Below are 15,615 nucleotides of genomic sequence, written 5' to 3'. Positions count from 1 at the left end.
GCCGCGCCCGGACACTGAATCCGGGCGCGGCGCGACGATGAACGTCAACAGGCGAGGGCACCCGGATCACCGGGCCACCACACCTGCACGAGAACGCTCATGCGCCGCAGCATGCCGCACGGCAGCGCGGCGGGGCATCCGCCAGATGGCGAAGGGGGAAGCGGTGCGCGGTGACTCGCTCTCGTCCGCGCACCACTTCCTGCCTTACCCCCCGTTACTCCCAGTTCAGGATGACCTTGCCGCTCTGGCCGCCGAGCATGGCGTCGAAGCCCTGCTGGTAGTCCTGAATGGGATAGTGGTGGGTGATGATGGGGCTCAGGTCCAGGCCGGACTGGATGAGGGCGGCCATCTTGTACCAGGTTTCGAACATCTCGCGGCCGTAGATGCCCTTGATGGTTAGCATCTTGAAGATCACGCCGTTCCAGTCGATATCCACGCGTCCGGCGGGAATGCCGAGCAGGGCGATCTTGCCGCCGTTGTTCATGACGTCCACCATCTGCGCGAAGGCGGCGCCCGAACCGCTCATTTCCAGGCCGACGTCGAAGCCCTCGGTCATGCCGAGTTCCTGCATGACGGCGCGCAGGTCCTCGTGGGCGACGTTCACGGCGCGGGTGACCCCCATCTGGCGGGCGAGGTCGAGGCGGTAGTCGTTGATGTCGGTGATGACGACGTTGCGCGCCCCGACGTGCCGGGCGACGGCGGCGGCCATCACGCCGATGGGTCCGGCGCCGGTGATCAGGACGTCCTCGCCGACCAGGTCGAAGCTCAGGGCGGTGTGGACGGCGTTCCCGAAGGGGTCGAAGATCGCGGCGATGTCGTCCGGGATGTCGTCGGGGAGTTTGAAGGCGTTGAAGGCGGGCAGCACGAGGTACTCCGCGAAGCTGCCGGGGCGGTTCACGCCGACGCCCAGGGTGTTGCGGCAGAGGTGGCGGCGCCCGGCGCGGCAGTTGCGGCAGTGCCCGCAGGTGACGTGGCCCTCACCGCTGACGCGGTCACCGATCTGGAAGCCGCGGACCTCGCTGCCGATCGCGGCGACCGTCCCCACGTACTCGTGCCCGACGATCATGGGGACTGGGATGGTCTTCTGCGCCCAGCTGTCCCACTTGTAGATGTGCACGTCCGTGCCGCAGATGCTGCCCTTACGGACCTTGATCAGAAGGTCGTTCGGGCCGGGCGTGGGCACCGGCGCCTCGGTCATCCAGATGCCCTCCTGGGCATGTTGTTTGCTCAGGGCGCGCATGGTCTCTGGCAGGGTCGCGCCGGGGGTCGTGGTGGCGGGGTCGTGGGTCACGGGGGCAGTTCTACCCCCGGGCGGCCCCGGGTGCAACGGCCCGGGCCGCGTGGACTGGACGCGGCCCGGGCCCGGGGCAGGCTTAATGAAACGTGTGCGCCCCCGCGCGCGCCCCGGCGTAGGCTGGGACACATGATCAAGTACCGCAAGCAGAACCCCCTGGAACCCGAGAAGGACGCTGAGGTGACCGTGAACCTCACGCCACTGCTGTTCTTCGCCGTGGGCTTCGTGATGATCCGCGCGCTGCTGCGCACCATTCGCCGCAACTGAGCCCCCAGGACTGAAAGAATCGGGGAAGAGCGGTGCGCTACGCTGGGCGGCATGACTCAGCCCGCCCCCCAGCAGTTCAAGAGTGCCCGCAGCGGTCGCCTCGTCGTGCCCGGCTGGATGAACCTCGTGCCCGGCATGGCCGACGGGATCGAGATCCAGCTCGACGTGGCCGCCGAGGACCTGCACCGTGATCAGGCCAGCCTCCTGATCGAGTACTGGGCCACCCCGGACGACCTGACCCTCCAGAGCGTGCTGCCCGTCCGGGCGTTCCCCGCGACCGCCGAGGGTTGGTGTGCGTTCGTGCCGCCGCAGGGCCGCGTGCTCGTGCGGGCCATCGACCCGCAGCCGAACCCGCCGGTGCTGGCCAGCCACTGGATCAACGTGGACCCCGCCACGCCCGCCGGGACGACCGTGAACGTCGCCGTGAAGTTCCCCGCGCAGACCCCGGCCATCCAGGCGCTGCTGAACCACTGATGGAGGCGACCTCCCACACGCCCCTGACCCGCGAGGAGATCGCGGGGGTGGAGTTCGACTGGTTCGCCACCGACCCGGACGGGCATCTGGCTCAGTTCCTCGCGGCGGGGGACGAGACCGTTCCCGCGGCCGCGCTGGCGTCCGAGGAGTTGCTGGAGGCCACGCACGTGTGGCTCGACACGCGCCCCGAGATCGAGGAGACCAGCGCGCCCGCCGGGGGCTTCGACGAGCACCTGTGCGCCCCGCAGCGCCGGGGGGCGTTCGTGTACGACCACGTGCCCGGCGAGGCTGGCATGTACCGACTGGTGGCCGCGCCCCGCACGCCGGTCACGCTGGACGCCCTCCCCGCGCACCTTCACGCGTACCTGGGCACCCTGCGGCTCCCGGTGGCGTTCGGGGCCGCGCGGCTGTTCATCGGGCCGGACGGGCACGCCCGGGCCCTGACGGACTGAAGCGCCCCACCCCCCGGAGCGTGGGCAGCGCTACAGTGGCCCGGTGAGCAAGTCCCCGCTGGGCCAGCCGCCCGCCCCACCCGAACTGAACATGACCTTTGAGGACGCCGGGCCGCCCGACGCGCCCCCACCCGCCCGCCCGAAGAAGTCCCTGCGGGCGAACACGCTCATCGTCATGCTCGGCACGCTCGGCTCTCGCCTGAGCGGCATCATCCGGCAGCAGATCATCAACACCTTCGCGCCAGCCCTGACCGACGCCTTCTCGGTCGCCGTGAAGGTCCCGAACCTGCTGCGGGAACTGCTGGCCGAGGGGGCCCTGGTGAACTCGTTCATCCCGGTGTACAAGACCCTGGACACCCAGGGACGCCGGGAACTGGCGCAGGCGTTCAGCGGCGTGCTGATCGCCGTGAACCTCCTGCTCATGGCGGCCGGGATCTTCGCCGCGCCGTGGATCGTGGATCTGCTGCTGGCCAGCAATTCCAACGTGGACCGGGAACTGACGCTGTTCATGACGCGCATGCTCATGCCGTTTCTGATGCTGATCAGTCTGTCGGCCATCGCCATGGGCCTGTTGAACGCCGACGAGCACTTCCGCGAGAGCAGTTTTGCCCCCGTGGCGTTCAACATTGCCAGCATCATCGCGCTGATCCTGCTGCCGCACAGCGCGACGTGGCTCGCCTTCGGCTGGCTGATCGGCGGGGTGGCACAGCTGTTGGTGCAGTTGCCCGCACTGAACCGCTTCGGGCTGCTGCCCACGCCCAGCCTGAAGGGGCATCCGGCGGTGGGCCGCGTGCTGAAACAGATGGCTCCCTTCACCCTGACCGCTGGGGCGCGGCAGATTCTGAACGTGTACGTGACCAGCCTGCTGTCCAACGCTCAGCAGTTCCCGAAAGGCACCCAGACCGGCTACAGCAATGCCGAGGCGCTGTTCACGATGGTCAATGGTCTGTTTGTCGTCTCCCCCGTTCTGGCCGTCTTCCCGCGCTTCTCGCAGGCCGCCGCGGAAAAGGACTGGACGCAGTTCCGCACACTGACGGCCAGCACCATCCGTACGACCACATTCCTGGCGGCCCCCATGAGTGCGCTCCTGATCGCTCTGGCCCCGTTCGCCGTCAGCCTGATCAACCTGACCCCACCGAGGGGCGTACAGGAACTGGATAAGTTCGCGGCGGGCAGCGGCATCCTGTTCGGCTGGGCGCTGGCCCTTGTGCCGTGGGCGCTGGTGACGGTACTCCTGCGGACCTTCTACGCGCGGGAACGCACCCGCGAGGCCGTAACGATCAGCGCCATCGGCTTCGTGCTGGAGGTCGCCCTGTACCGCCTGCTGGTACCACCGCTGGGATTGATCGGCTTCGGGCTGAGCACCACCATCAGCGGGCTGCTCATGACGGCCGCGCTGATTGTCCTGTACCGCCGCGCGGTGGGCTTCCCCACGCGTGAGGTCACGGGCCACCTGCTGCGCGTCGTGCCGCTGGCAGCCGTCTCGGGGGGCGCCGCGTGGCTGATCGCCCGCGCACTGCCGATCCAGCCGGGCTTCATCCTGACCAGCATCCCCGTGCTGGCCCTGGCGGGCGGCGCGGGTCTCGCCGTGTACCTGGGCGGCGCGCTCGCCCTGCGCATGCCGGAAGTCGCGGCGGTGACCCGCCGACTGAGGCGGTAATCCGGAGTTGCAGGAGCGGGGCGCAGGGGGTGATTCCCCGCGCCCCGCCCTTCTTGTCCTTACAGCCGGATGCCCAGCAGGGCGTAGCCGAGCAGCGCGAGTTTCTCCCGCAGGATGTACTGGCGGCTGGTGTGGGGGCTCAGGGGGCTGGCGCTGACGTTGGCGTTCATGTTCAGGGCGCGGGCCAGGGCGAGGGCGCGAGGGGCGTGGGCGGCGTCGGTGACGAGGGTGACGGGGGTGCCGCCGGGCAGCTGGGCGCGGGCGTTCTCGAGGTTCTGGACGGTGGTGCGGCTGCGTTCCTCGGCGATCAGGGCGCCGCTGGGGACGCCGCGGGCGTGCAGGTACGCAGAGCCGACCTGCCCTTCGGTGTAACGGTCGCCGGGCTGGCGGCCCCCGGTGACGACGACCTGCCGGACGTGACCCTGGCGGTAGAGGTTCAGGGCGTGGTCGAGGCGGCGCTGGAAGGCGGGGCTGGGGCGACCATCGTACTGCGCGGCACCCAGGACGATCAGGGTGGCGTTGGGGGCAGATGCGGGGAGCTGGAGGGGGGGCGCGGTCAGGAAGCCCGTCAGCAGGAGGGCGGTGACCGCGAGGGGAATGATGGAGAGCGTGGCGCCCCGGGCTCGCATGCGGGCAGCGTAGCATGAAGAAAATCTGAATCCTGAGGATGTTGTGGCGTCCGGCTGGGGCGCGTGGGCCCGGCCGGGTGGTGGGTGGTCACTCCGCCCATGAGGGTGTATTGATCGTCTTCTTCCGGAAGCGTGAGGGGGGGCGTGCTACGCTCACCCCTGACTTCTTTCGGGGAGCACCACTGCCTATGCCCAGATCCTCTGCCCACACGCTGGTTATCGTCGAGTCGCCTGCCAAGGCCCGCACCATCGAGAAGTACCTCGGAAAGGGGTACACGGTGGAGTCGTCCATCGGGCACATCCGCGACCTGCCGAAGAGTGCGGCGGACATTCCCGAGAAGTACAAGGGCAAGGCCTGGGCGCGCCTGGGCCTGGATGTCGAGAACGACTTCCAGCCGCTGTACGTGGTGGCGCCGGAGAAGAAGGCGCACGTGGCGAAGCTGCGCAAGCTGGCGCAGGACGCCGACGAGATCATCCTCGCGACCGACGATGACCGCGAGGGCGAGAGCATCGCGTGGCACCTGTTTCAGGAACTGAAGCCGAAGGTGCCGGTGCGGCGCATGGTGTTCCACGAGATCACCAAGGAAGCGATCCAGGCGGCGATTGCCGCGCCGCGTCAGATCGACACGAACCTCGTGGAGGCGCAGGAGGCCCGCCGGGCCCTGGACCGCCTGTACGGGTACGAGGTCAGTCCGGTGCTGTGGAAGAAGGTCGCGCCGAAACTGTCGGCGGGGCGGGTGCAGTCGGTGGCGACGCGCATGCTGGTGCAGCGTGAACGCGAGCGGATGCGCTTTGTCAGCGCGACGTGGTGGGACCTGCTGGTCACGGCGCAGACAGCGGACGGACAGAGCTTCCCGGCCCGCCTGACCGATCTGGCGGGGCAGAAGCTGGCGCTGGGCCGCGATTTCGACCCTCTGACCGGGCGGCTGAAGGACGGCGTGGCAGCCCGCCTGCTGACCGAGGCCGAGGCGCGCGCCCTGGCCGACGGTCTGGCCGGGCAGCCGCTGACCGTGACGAGTGCGGAGGAAAAACCGTTCACGCAGCGGCCGTACCCGCCGTTCATCACGTCCACGCTGCAGCAGGAGGGGAGTCGCAAGCTGGGCTTCGCCGCGACCCGCACGATGCGCGCCGCGCAGCGTCTGTACGAGCAGGGCTACATCACCTATATGCGTACAGACTCCACGAACCTCTCCGAGGAGGCCGTGAAGGCGGCGCGGTCGCAGGTCGCGCAAATGTACGGCGTGAACTACCTGTCCCCGCAGCCGCGCGTGTACACGAAGAAGGCGAAGAACGCGCAGGAGGCCCACGAGGCGATCCGCCCCGCCGGGAGCAGCTTCCGCACGCCCGACAGCCTCAAGACCGAACTGTCCGGCGACGAGTGGCGTCTGTACGACCTGATCTGGAAGCGCACGGTGGCCTGTCAGATGGCCGACGCGCGTGGTCGCGGCCTGCGCGTCCGCCTGGGCGGCAAGGCGAAGGGTGGGGAGGACGTGGCCCTGAGTGCGTCGGGCCGCACCATCGACTTCCCCGGCTTCCTGCGCGCGTACGTGGAGGGCAGTGACGATCCCAGCGCCGCGCTGGAGGACCGCGAGACGCCCCTGCCCCCCCTGACCGAGGGGCAGCGTGTGACGGCGGACGGCGCCAAACCAGAGGGGCACGAGACCCAGCCGCCCGCCCGTTTCACGGAGGCCAGTCTGGTGCAGTCGCTGGAAGCCGCCGGGATCGGGCGGCCCAGCACGTACGCCAGCATCCTGGGCACCATTCAGGACCGCGGGTACGCCACGAAGAAGGGACAGGCGCTGATTCCGTCCTGGACGGCGTTCGCCACGAGCGCGCTGCTGGAACACCACTTCGGGACGCTGGTGGACTACGACTTCACCGCAAAGATGGAAGAGGACCTCGACGAGATCGCCGGGGGCCGCGAGAGCCGCGTGCCGTACCTGAGGCGCTTCTACCTGGGCGATCACGGGCAGGGCATGGCGCTGAAACCCACCATCGAGCGGCAGATGGGTGAGATCGACGCGCGCGGCATCGCCACCATCCGCGTGCCGAAACTGGAGGGCAGCGGCGTGGAAGTCCGCGTGGGCCGCTTCGGGCCGTACATGGAACGTGGCGAGCAGAAGGCGAACCTGCCCGAGGACCTCGCGCCGGACGAACTGACCGCCGAGAAGGCCGAGGAGATCCTCGCGCGGCCCAGCGGCGACCGCCCCCTGGGCACCGACCCGGACACCGGGATGCCCGTCGTGGCGCGCGCCGGACGTTACGGGCCCTACGTGACCCTGGGGGACACGAACCCGCCCGCGCGCAGCGCCAGCCTCTTCCCCGGCGACGACCTGGGCACCCTGAGCCTGGAACGCGCCCTGCAACTCCTGACCCTGCCCCGCCTGGTGGGCAGCAGCGACGGTGAGGAAGTCTGGGCGTTCAACGGCAAGTACGGCCCGTACCTGAAACGCGGCAACGACAGCCGCAGCCTGAATGCGCACGAGCAGCTGTTCACCGTCACCCTGCCCGAGGCGGAGGCGCTGTTCGCGCAGCCCCGCTTCCGGGCGCGCGCCGCCGCCGCCGGGCCGCTGCGCACCTTCGAGATCGAGGGCCGCGCCGCCATCCAGCTCAAGGACGGCCGCTTCGGACCGTACCTGACCGACGGCGAGCGCAACGCGACGCTGCGCAAGGGCGAGACGCCGGAGAACCTGACCGCCGAGCGGGCACTGGAAATCCTGGAGGAACGCGGCAAGGAACCCAAGAAGAAACCCGGCAAGACCGGGGCGACGAAGAAGGCTGCGCCCAGGACCGGTGCGAGCAAAACCACCGCAAAGGCCGGGGCGAAGACACCCGCCACCAGCAGGACGGCCACCAAAAAACCCGCCGCGAAGAAACCTGCCGCGAAGGCAGCGCCTGCCAAGGCCACCTTCACCTGGGCGGACCTGCAACCCCACCTGGGCGTCCTGAGTGACCCCGAACGCCGACTCGTGACCGCCACGCGCGGCGAGGGCCGCAAGGTCGAGGACGTCGCCCCGGAACTCGGCCTGGACGTCAAGAAAGCCAAGGGCATGGCCCTCCAGGCCAGCAAGAAACTGAATCAGGCCGCGCGCGGCGAGTAACCACTCAGCCCACCACGTCCCGCCACCTCGCCCGGAGGTCGGCGGGACCTTTCAGTCACGTATCCTAGGCGTGGACTCGCGCGCCCTTGGTCGTTCCCTGGCCCTCTGCCCTCACGTGGGCTGGGGCGTGATATGACGTGCTCCACTGTGACGCCCATGAAACCTGACGTTCCTCAACCTCTGCATCTGGCGCGGCTGGCGCAGGGCAGCCCCGGCGAGTGGGTGCGGCTGCCCGGCGGCCGCGTGCGCGTCGTGAACCTGTCCGGCACCCTGACCGGCCCTGCCGAGACCGGCTGGCTGGTCTGCCTGAGCGGCGAGGCGGTCGTGGATCTCCCGCTGAGCAACTTCGTGCGCCTGCGGCCCGCCGAGGGCTACCGCGTCCGCGCGGAGGAACGCTGGACGGCGTTCGGGACGAAGGACGGCACGGTGCTGATCCTCACGCCCGACGAGTAAGAAGAACGCGCCCCAGCTGACCCGGGGCGCGATCTACGTTGACCTTACTTCTTGCGCTTGGCGGCCTTCGCGGCTTCCTTCGCGGCCTTCTGGTCGGCTTTCTGCTTCTCGGCCAGTTCGCGGCCCATGTCCTCCATGAGCTGCGCGCCCTGGGCGTCCACCGTGCGCTGGAGTTCCAGCAGGGTCGTGGCGACCATGTTGTGCAGGACGCGCTCCACGGGCACCCGCACCCACTTGAAGCGGACCTTGCCGTGCACGGTCAGGGTCACCTCGGTCCCGCCGGGCATGGGCTTGAACACCCAGCCCTGCGTGAGCTTCTCCAGCGGGCCGACGTGGCGCACACTCTCCCAGCCGCCGCGCTGCGGGGCCTGCAACTGCCCGTACTTCGCGGTGAAGGCCAGGCCCAGCAGGCGGCGCGTGAACTTGAAGCGCACGAGCGAGTTGTTCGCGAGGCGGCCACCCTCGCCCTCGTACTCGGCCTTGGCGAGGTTCGGGTCCCATTTCGCGCGGCGTTTCGGCTCCAGCGCGAGGCGGTACAGGACGTCCGGGCGGGCACGGACCACGATCGTCTGCTTGATGTGAATGGACTCCGACATGCCCCGACACTGTAGCGCGTTCCCGGTCAGGCGCGCGTCCCGCCCCCGATCCATGCAGGTCAGTGCAGGTAGTCCCGCGCGGGCAGATGCGTGACCCGCAGGTTGAACCGCTCGGCCGCCCCCACGCCCGCCAGACGACCCAGATCCACCCGCGCCGCCCGGTACTGCTCCGCCGTCCACTGCCACCGGTAGAACGCCTGATAGAAGCCCATCACCTCGGCCCCCACGTCCAGGGTGTCCGCCGTGTTCACGAACACCTCCGGGTACGGACTGGCGGGCGCGAAGTACTGGTAGAAGCGCACCGGCTCCCGCCACGCGTCCAGTCGGCGCACGTCCTCGCCACTCTCGGGCGCGGCGTCCCCGCTCAGGTCCGGCGCGGGCGGCATCGCCACGCCCCCCGCCTCGTTGATGATCTTCGGGATGCGCGCCAGCGTGATCGCATCGAACGCGATCTTCGCGGTCATCCGGTGATCCGGGTGCGGGTGATCATCACTCCAGGTGATCACCGCGTTCGGCCGGAACTGCGCGTACAGCCGCGCCAGTTGCAGCGCCTCGGCGCGGCCGCCCGTCATGCGGCTGTCCCCCATGTCGAAAAAGTGGTAGCGCGCCCCGATCCGCTCGGCGACCCACGCGCCATGCTCGCGCCGCACGCGGGTCACCTCCTCGTGCGAGGTATCCCCGAACTGACTAGCGAGTTCCCCCAGCGTCGTCCAGACCAGCAGCACCTCGTCCCCGCGCGCCGCGTGCTTCGCCAGCGTCCCGATGCACCCGATCTCGTCGTCCGGGTGCGCAAACACAGCCATGATCCGCATGCAGAGCAGCATACCCCCCGGCTGCCCCTCCCCACTGTCGAGGGGACAGCTGTCCGTTCCGGCTGCGCCCCTCCCGGACACCGCACCGGGACGGACTCCACCTTCACGGACAGCTGCCGGGTGCCTGCTCACTCCGTTCGGGGTGACCCGGTCACCCGGCAGTTTTACTTCAGAAAGCGGATGCTGAGGGGATAGTGGTACGCCTGCCCCGCGCTGACCCGCACCACCGCCAGGATCATGAACACGAACGGCACCACGCTGACGATCAGCAGCACCGGCAGGAAGAACAGGAAGAACGCCCCGAACGACCCCAGGAACGCGAACGCCCCCAGGTCCGGCGCGCCCGCCGCCGCCCCCACCGCGCCGCCCAGCAGACCCAGGCTGAACAGCACGAACGCCAGCACCCCCAGCACCAATGAGTACAGCCACCAGCTGAGCTGGAAGTTCAGCGCCTCCTTGCCCTGCTCGTCCAGCGCGCGGCTGCGGTCCCGGAACGCCAGCCACGCCACGAGCGGCCCCAGCAGGTTCCCCAGCGTGGGAATCAGGAACCCCGCCAGCGGCGACAGGTGCGTGATGATCGCAGGCGTGCGGTCCGGTTCGGGAATGGTCAGGGGCGAGCGGATCATGCTTGACAGTACGGGCCGCCCGTCCCTACAGTTCCCAGAATGTCGCGCCCGCACCGCCCCCAATCCGCCGCGCAGAAAGCGCAGGCCGCCGCGCGCGACCGCCTGCCCATCAAGGCCGGCATCCAGCCCGAAGCGCCCATCACCGGGGAGAACGTCGAACTGTACAGCGACGGCGCGTGCGACACCCAGGCCGGACACGGCGGCTGGGCCACCATCCTCAATTACAAGGGCAAGGAACTCGTCCTGAGCGGCAACGAGGAAGGCACCACCAACAACCGCATGGAACTGCGCGGCCTCCTCGAGGGCCTGAAGGTCCTCAAACGGCCCTGTCAGGTGCGGGTCGTCACGGACAGCCAGTACCTGCGCAAGGCGTTCACGGACGGCTGGATCCTGAAGTGGCAGCGCAACGGCTGGAAGACCGCCGGGGGCGACCCCGTGAAGAACCAGGACCTGTGGGAGGAACTCATCGCGCAGGCCCGCACGCACGCCCTGACGTTCGTGTGGGTCAAGGGGCACGCCGGGCACGGCGAGAACGAACGTGTGGACGAACTCGCCGTGCAGGAACGCAAGAAACTGCGGAGGTAATCCCGACTGGACGACGCCGCTGCGGGCGCAACCGTGAGCGGACGATGCAGTGACACGGCGGCGTGATCACCTCTCCCGCGTGAGGGTGCAGCGGTAGCCGCGGCGGTCCCAGGGGCTGGGGATTTCGTGGACGCTAAAGCCGCTGCGGCAGTAGAAGTCGGCGGCGTCCTCGTCGGTGTCGGCGGTCAGGGTGTGCAGGTCCAGGGTGTCCATCAGCGCGTGCAGGAGGGCGCGGGCGTGACCCTGCCCGGTGTGGTCGGGGTGCGTGCCGATGTGCCGGACGGCGCCGTGTGATCCCTGGACGGTGAATCCGGCGGCGCAGACGGCCTGCCCGGCGACCTCCCAGGTGTGGATCTGCCAGTCGGGGTCGGTGCGGTAGCGGTGCAGGGCGGCCTGGATGCGGGCCGGGTCGGGGGACATGGCACGGGTCAGGAGGGCGTCCGTGTCCGGGGTGGTGGTGGCGTGCAGGCGCAGCATGGGGTCAGGGTAGGGCAGGTCATCTGGCGCATGTGCGGCGCGTGGGGGCGGGCCTACGCTGGGCGCATGACGTCCCCTGCTTCCCCCGAGTCTCTGTCGCCGCCGGATGGGTGGCGGACGTTCCTGTGGCTGTGGGGCTCGCAGGCGCTGAGCGTGATCGGGTCGGCCATTGCGGGCTTCGCGTTCAACATCTACCTGACGCAGACGCGCTTTCCGCTGGCGGAGCAGAAACCGCAGCTGGCGGCGGCGCTGTCGCTCACGGCGCTGGCATGGGCGCTCACGGCGACGCTGCTGGCGCCGCTGGCGGGCGTGTGGACCGACCGGCACGACCGGCGGCGGATCATGCTGGCGTGCGACGTGGCGGGGGTCGCGCTGACGCTGGGGACGCTGCTGCTGGTGGGTTCGGCGGCGACGCCGCTGTGGGCGCTGGTGACCCTGACGGCGCTGATGGGCGCGGTGTCCACCTTCCACGGGTCGGCGTTCGACGCGAGTTACACGAGTCTGGTGCCGCGCGATCGGCTGCCGCGCGCGAACGGGATGATGCAGACGGTCTGGAGTCTGGCGGGGCTGGTGGGTCCGGCGGCGGCAGCGCTGCTGATCGGCGTGCCCGCCCTGCTGCGCGAGAGTGGGAGCGGCCCGGCATGGCTCTCGGGCCTACGGGACGGCGTGGCGTTCGCTTACGCGGTGGACGCGGTGACGTTCCTGGTGGCGGTGCTGATCCTGTCGCGGCTGCGCGTGCCGTCCCCGGTGCGGCGGGAGGGAGCGGCGCGGGGCAGCCTGCTGGCGGATATGCGCTTCGGGTGGGTGTTCATCGGGCAGCGGCGGCCCCTGCTGGCGCTGCTGCTGACCTTCGCCGCAGCGAACCTGTGCACGAGCAACCTGGGCGTGCTGGAGCCCCTGATCGCGAAGTTCGGTCTGAACGGCGACTGGGAGGCGCGCGGCGGGACCCTTCAGGGGACGCTGGCGACCCTGGCAGTTGTGCAGAGCGTGGGTGGCGTGCTGGGCGGCGTGCTGATCAGCACCTGGGGCGGATTGAAGCGGCAGCGGGTGCTGGGCGTGCTGGTGCCCATGATCGTGTCGGGGCTGGCGTTCGCGGCGTTCGGCGCGGCGGGCAGCGTGCTGGGTGCGGCAGCGGCGCTGCTGGTGCTGGGGCTGACCTTCCCGGCCATGAACGCGCACTCGCAGAGCATCTGGCAGTCGCAGGTGCCGCCCGAGTTGCAGGGGCGGGTGTTCAGCGTGCGCCGCCTGATCGCGCAGTTCACGTCCCCGGCGAGCAGCGCCCTGGCGGGCCTCCTGGCCGCGCGGTACGCGCCGGGCGCAGTGGCGGTCGCGGCGGGCCTGACGCTGGCGGTCGTGGCGGCCCTGCAACTCCTGAACCCGGCCCTGCGGCGCGTGGAGGACCCGGCGCTGTCCGCGCACGCGCCCACCGGGGCGGACTGACCGGCCACTCCCCTGCTACCTCCGGCCGTGTGGGCGGGAGGTGACCCTGCTTTACTCGTTGTCGGTGCGGTCGCGGGAGCCCTTGCGCCAGCGGCGGCCCGGTTCGACCTGCGTGTCCCCCTTCACGGGCGCGGCGATGTGGGCGCGCGCACCGATCACGGCCACGCCGTCCGGGCCGCCGTCCACGCGGGCGGCGATGACGGCCTCCTCGTCCACGATGGCGCGGCGCACGTGCGCTCCGGCGCGGATGGTCGCGTCGCGCAGGATCACGGCGTCCTCGACGACCGCCCCGGCCTCCACGGTCACGCCGGGGGACAGCACCGAACGGATCACGCGGCCCTGCACGTGACAGCCGTACGACACGAGGCTGTCTTCCACCCGCGCGCCCTGCGCGACGCGGGCAGGCATGCGCGGGATGCTGCTGCTCAGCACCGGCCACTCGGGGGTGTCCAGGCGCACCGAGCGGCCCGCGAGCAGGTCCTGGTGCGCGCGGAAGTACGCGCCGGGCAGGCCCACGTCCAGCCAGTAGCCGTCCAGGGCGTAGGCGTGCGCCGACTTCGCCTTCACGAACGAGGGGATCAGTGCGTGCCCGAAGTCCCCCAGGCCCTGCCCGGCCGGCGTGGTGGCGCGCAGGTCGTCCAGGGTGCGCAGCAGCGCGGGGGCGTCGTACACGAAGACCTCGGTGGTGATGGGTCCCCCCAGCGGCCCGTCGGGTTTGTACGCGAAGCGTTTCACGCGGCCATCCTTCGTGACCTGCACGTTCCCGAAACGGCTGGCGTCCTCCCCGCTGGGCAGGTCGGTGGTGACCATCGTGACGGCCGCGCCGACCTTCAGGTGGTGGCGGATCACCTCGGCGTAATCCAGGGTGTACACGTGATCGGCGGACAGCACCACCACCACGTCCGGCGCGTACGACCGGATCAGGTGCCGGTTGGCGTGCAGGGCGTCCGCATTCCCGGCGTCCTCCAGCGCGCCGGTCAGGGTATCGGGGCTGGGGGGCAGCACCTCCAGCCCGCCGTACGTGCGGTCCAGGTCCCAGGGGCGGCCGTTCGTCAGGTGGTCGTTCAGGGTGTGCAGCTGGTATTCCTCCAGCACCCACACGTCCGGCAGGCCGCTGTGCATGCAGTTGCTCAGCGCGAAGTCGATCAGGCGGTACGTGCCGCCGAAGGTCAGGGCGGGCTTGGCGCGCTCCTGCGTCAGGACGCCCAGCCGCTCGCCTTTCCCCCCGGCGAGGATCAGGACGAGAACTTTCTTGCCAGCGACGCGGGTGCCGCGCCCGGCGGGGCCACTGCTGAGACTGCGGGTCGAGAATCGTGCCATCTGACCCGCAGTCTGACCGCCCCGCCCGGGCGTGCGGCTGAGGCGCGCCTGAACGCCCTTCAGGTTCAGCCCGGCCAGTTCGGTCAGGGGACCGGGACCGGGTCGCTGCCGCCCTCGTGGTAGGTCAGGTCGCCGGTCACGCGGACCGTCAGGGCCTCCAGCGCCGCCTGCCGCGCAGAGGCGTCCGGCGCGGTCAGCACGGCCCGGAGGTCGTGGGCGGCCTGCGGATCGCGCTCGGCCAGTGTGCCCAGCCAGCGCTGCGGTTTGACCGCCCACCAGCCACGCACCCCGAACAGCGCCTCCACAGCCAGTCCGGCGGCGCGGCATGCCACGAGCACATGCAGCGGGTCGCCCGCCGCGGCCAGGGCGCGGGCGTCCATGACCTCCTCGACCAGCCGGAAGCGGGCCTGCTGCCCCAAGGGCCGCGGGTCCGGCCCGGCGGCGTGCCGGGCGCGGGCCTCGGCGATCAGGGCGTCCAGATCCGGGTGCGGCCAGACGGGGCGGCCCTCGGCGTACATGGAGATCGTGTCGCCCTGCCCGGCGGCGAACATCGCGCGGACCTTGCGCAGCGGGTTATGGAAGGCCTCGACCGGCACGCCGTCCACGACGTAGTTCGCACGCCAGCGGTCGTCCCCGCTCACGAGTACGTGAAAGTCGAGGTCGCTGTGCGCGTTCCCCTCGCCCCGCGCGGCACTGCCGCACCACAGGGCCGCGTACGCGCCCGGCGTGGCCCGCAGCCGCTCCAGGGCGGCGGGCAGGACGGCCTCCAGTCGGGCCTGCGGGTCGGCGGCAGTGTCGGTCATGCCCGCCAGGGTAGTGGACGGAGCGGCGTGGGGTGGCCGCAGGTCAGCGGCTGAGCAGACTCCACTCGTGCCAGTGCAGCCGCACGCCGCGCGTCGCCAGCCAGTCGTTCAGGCTGTAGCGGGCGCGGGCCAGCCCGGACAGCGTGTCGTGCGCGACCTGCACGGCCCGCAGCGCCTCGCCCTCCCCGATCAGCCCCTCGGCACGCGACGCCACGAGTTCGTCCGTATCCACGATCTCGGCCATCAGGCCGTCATGCACGATCAGGTCCAGGTACAGGTCCCGCACCTCCCACACGTCCCCCGCGTCGGTGATGGTCGCCACGTCCAGGTAGTAGTCGTGCTCGCGCCGCCCGTGGAAGTCATACCGGCACGCCACGAGGTTCAGTTCGGGCAGCAGGTGCGCCTGCCAGTGCCGGATGCGCGGGTGGCCCGCGAAGGTCCGCGCGACGTACAGGCCGTGCGGCGTGCGGTGGTACGTGTGCACCGGTCGCACCCCGGTGTTCGTGTGATGCTGCCGACCCGGCACATCGTGCCGTTCCACCTTCACCGGGTGCGCCAGGGTCGCCATGACCCAGCGTACACAGCCCTGCGTCGCGTACGTGAGAAAACACCCAGACCAGGAAAAC

The 15,615-nt window shown here is 70.4% G+C and carries 17 protein-coding genes; 8 read left to right on the top strand and 9 right to left on the bottom strand.

The genetic code is table 11. The features are described 5' to 3' along the window. Positions 1-214: 214 nt before the first annotated feature. Positions 215-1,240, bottom strand: a complete 1,026-nt coding sequence (gene tdh, locus SY84_RS13055) for an L-threonine 3-dehydrogenase (RefSeq protein WP_046845229.1) — start codon at positions 1,238-1,240, stop codon at positions 215-217. Between the two features lie 183 nt (positions 1,241-1,423). Here tdh and SY84_RS16735 point away from each other — a divergent pair, with 183 nt between their 5' ends. From SY84_RS16735 to murJ, 4 genes are all read left to right on the top strand, one after another. After that, positions 1,424-1,561, top strand: a complete 138-nt coding sequence (locus tag SY84_RS16735) for a hypothetical protein (protein ID WP_168927156.1) — start codon at positions 1,424-1,426, stop codon at positions 1,559-1,561. A gap of 51 nt (positions 1,562-1,612) precedes the next feature. Continuing rightward, the gene (locus SY84_RS13050) at positions 1,613-2,035 is read left to right on the top strand and encodes a hypothetical protein (RefSeq protein ID WP_046844369.1); all 423 of its coding nucleotides are present in this window, start codon (positions 1,613-1,615) and stop codon (positions 2,033-2,035) included. Then, the gene (locus SY84_RS13045; protein WP_046844368.1) at positions 2,035-2,487 is read left to right on the top strand and encodes a hypothetical protein; all 453 of its coding nucleotides are present in this window, start codon (positions 2,035-2,037) and stop codon (positions 2,485-2,487) included. The genes SY84_RS13050 and SY84_RS13045 overlap by 1 nt, the downstream gene beginning before the upstream one ends. A gap of 91 nt (positions 2,488-2,578) precedes the next feature. After that, a complete protein-coding gene (murJ, locus tag SY84_RS13040; protein ID WP_046845228.1) occupies positions 2,579-4,147 on the top strand; it encodes a murein biosynthesis integral membrane protein MurJ in 1,569 nt (522 codons plus the stop codon). Between the two features lie 59 nt (positions 4,148-4,206). Here the strand turns inward: murJ and SY84_RS13035 are convergent, their stop codons facing one another. Then, a complete protein-coding gene (locus SY84_RS13035; protein ID WP_046844367.1) occupies positions 4,207-4,776 on the bottom strand; it encodes a YdcF family protein in 570 nt (189 codons plus the stop codon). A gap of 188 nt (positions 4,777-4,964) precedes the next feature. On the opposite strand from SY84_RS13035, the gene topA reads away from it, so the two are divergent. Together topA and SY84_RS13025 are read left to right on the top strand one after the other, a co-directional pair. Beyond that, positions 4,965-7,877 carry a type I DNA topoisomerase gene (gene topA / locus SY84_RS13030; protein WP_046844366.1) on the top strand — a complete coding sequence of 971 codons (2,913 nt, stop codon included), beginning with the start codon at positions 4,965-4,967 and terminating at the stop codon, positions 7,875-7,877. A 156-nt stretch (positions 7,878-8,033) separates the two neighbouring features. Next, on the top strand, positions 8,034-8,330 hold the full coding sequence (locus tag SY84_RS13025; protein WP_046844365.1) for a hypothetical protein: 297 nt from the start codon (positions 8,034-8,036) through the stop codon (positions 8,328-8,330). A gap of 44 nt (positions 8,331-8,374) precedes the next feature. Here the strand turns inward: SY84_RS13025 and SY84_RS13020 are convergent, their stop codons facing one another. From SY84_RS13020 to SY84_RS13010, 3 genes are all read right to left on the bottom strand, one after another. After that, positions 8,375-8,926 (bottom strand): SRPBCC family protein, encoded by a 552-nt coding sequence (locus SY84_RS13020; protein ID WP_046844364.1) that lies wholly within the window; start codon positions 8,924-8,926, stop codon positions 8,375-8,377. Between the two features lie 59 nt (positions 8,927-8,985). After that, positions 8,986-9,738 (bottom strand): PIG-L deacetylase family protein, encoded by a 753-nt coding sequence (locus SY84_RS13015; protein WP_046844363.1) that lies wholly within the window; start codon positions 9,736-9,738, stop codon positions 8,986-8,988. Positions 9,739-9,902: 164 nt separating this feature from the next. Continuing rightward, entirely contained in the window at positions 9,903-10,364 is a 462-nt protein-coding gene (locus SY84_RS13010; protein ID WP_046844362.1) for a DUF4870 domain-containing protein, read from the bottom strand. A 39-nt stretch (positions 10,365-10,403) separates the two neighbouring features. Between SY84_RS13010 and rnhA the strand changes: the two genes are divergently transcribed. Beyond that, entirely contained in the window at positions 10,404-10,949 is a 546-nt protein-coding gene (gene rnhA / locus SY84_RS13005; RefSeq protein ID WP_046844361.1) for a ribonuclease HI, read from the top strand. A 66-nt stretch (positions 10,950-11,015) separates the two neighbouring features. Here the strand turns inward: rnhA and SY84_RS13000 are convergent, their stop codons facing one another. After that, a complete protein-coding gene (locus tag SY84_RS13000; RefSeq protein WP_046844360.1) occupies positions 11,016-11,426 on the bottom strand; it encodes a GNAT family N-acetyltransferase in 411 nt (136 codons plus the stop codon). A gap of 66 nt (positions 11,427-11,492) precedes the next feature. Here SY84_RS13000 and SY84_RS12995 point away from each other — a divergent pair, with 66 nt between their 5' ends. Next, complete coding sequence (locus tag SY84_RS12995) at positions 11,493-12,866, top strand: MFS transporter (RefSeq protein WP_046844359.1); 1,374 nt, start codon at positions 11,493-11,495, stop codon at positions 12,864-12,866. Positions 12,867-12,917: 51 nt separating this feature from the next. Here SY84_RS12995 and SY84_RS12990 read toward each other — a convergent pair whose 3' ends face one another. From SY84_RS12990 to SY84_RS12980, 3 genes are all read right to left on the bottom strand, one after another. Beyond that, the gene (locus SY84_RS12990) at positions 12,918-14,186 is read right to left on the bottom strand and encodes a glucose-1-phosphate adenylyltransferase family protein (protein WP_046844358.1); all 1,269 of its coding nucleotides are present in this window, start codon (positions 14,184-14,186) and stop codon (positions 12,918-12,920) included. Between the two features lie 83 nt (positions 14,187-14,269). Continuing rightward, positions 14,270-14,989: a hypothetical protein gene (locus tag SY84_RS16950; RefSeq protein WP_081424599.1), complete on the bottom strand. Its 720-nt coding sequence runs from the start codon at positions 14,987-14,989 to the stop codon at positions 14,270-14,272. Positions 14,990-15,032: 43 nt separating this feature from the next. Beyond that, positions 15,033-15,557, bottom strand: coding sequence for a DUF402 domain-containing protein (locus tag SY84_RS12980; protein ID WP_046844357.1), 525 nt, complete (start codon positions 15,555-15,557; stop codon positions 15,033-15,035). Positions 15,558-15,615 lie beyond the last annotated feature (58 nt).

Origin of the sequence: Deinococcus soli (ex Cha et al. 2016), from assembly GCF_001007995.1 — a bacterium.
GTDB lineage: Bacteria > Deinococcota > Deinococci > Deinococcales > Deinococcaceae > Deinococcus > Deinococcus soli.
This window is presented reverse-complemented; position numbering and strand designations above follow the sequence as displayed.

Coding starts and splice junctions, on each gene's coding strand:
- tdh (WP_046845229.1), bottom strand. CDS start 1,240: ATGCGCGCCCTGAGCAAACAACATGCCCAGGAGGGCATCTGGATGACC.
- SY84_RS16735 (WP_168927156.1), top strand. CDS start 1,424: ATGATCAAGTACCGCAAGCAGAACCCCCTGGAACCCGAGAAGGACGCT.
- SY84_RS13050 (WP_046844369.1), top strand. CDS start 1,613: ATGACTCAGCCCGCCCCCCAGCAGTTCAAGAGTGCCCGCAGCGGTCGC.
- SY84_RS13045 (WP_046844368.1), top strand. CDS start 2,035: ATGGAGGCGACCTCCCACACGCCCCTGACCCGCGAGGAGATCGCGGGG.
- murJ (WP_046845228.1), top strand. CDS start 2,579: ATGACCTTTGAGGACGCCGGGCCGCCCGACGCGCCCCCACCCGCCCGC.
- SY84_RS13035 (WP_046844367.1), bottom strand. CDS start 4,776: ATGCGAGCCCGGGGCGCCACGCTCTCCATCATTCCCCTCGCGGTCACC.
- topA (WP_046844366.1), top strand. CDS start 4,965: ATGCCCAGATCCTCTGCCCACACGCTGGTTATCGTCGAGTCGCCTGCC.
- SY84_RS13025 (WP_046844365.1), top strand. CDS start 8,034: ATGAAACCTGACGTTCCTCAACCTCTGCATCTGGCGCGGCTGGCGCAG.
- SY84_RS13020 (WP_046844364.1), bottom strand. CDS start 8,926: ATGTCGGAGTCCATTCACATCAAGCAGACGATCGTGGTCCGTGCCCGC.
- SY84_RS13015 (WP_046844363.1), bottom strand. CDS start 9,738: ATGCGGATCATGGCTGTGTTTGCGCACCCGGACGACGAGATCGGGTGC.
- SY84_RS13010 (WP_046844362.1), bottom strand. CDS start 10,364: ATGATCCGCTCGCCCCTGACCATTCCCGAACCGGACCGCACGCCTGCG.
- rnhA (WP_046844361.1), top strand. CDS start 10,404: ATGTCGCGCCCGCACCGCCCCCAATCCGCCGCGCAGAAAGCGCAGGCC.
- SY84_RS13000 (WP_046844360.1), bottom strand. CDS start 11,426: ATGCTGCGCCTGCACGCCACCACCACCCCGGACACGGACGCCCTCCTG.
- SY84_RS12995 (WP_046844359.1), top strand. CDS start 11,493: ATGACGTCCCCTGCTTCCCCCGAGTCTCTGTCGCCGCCGGATGGGTGG.
- SY84_RS12990 (WP_046844358.1), bottom strand. CDS start 14,186: ATGGCACGATTCTCGACCCGCAGTCTCAGCAGTGGCCCCGCCGGGCGC.
- SY84_RS16950 (WP_081424599.1), bottom strand. CDS start 14,989: ATGACCGACACTGCCGCCGACCCGCAGGCCCGACTGGAGGCCGTCCTG.
- SY84_RS12980 (WP_046844357.1), bottom strand. CDS start 15,557: ATGGCGACCCTGGCGCACCCGGTGAAGGTGGAACGGCACGATGTGCCG.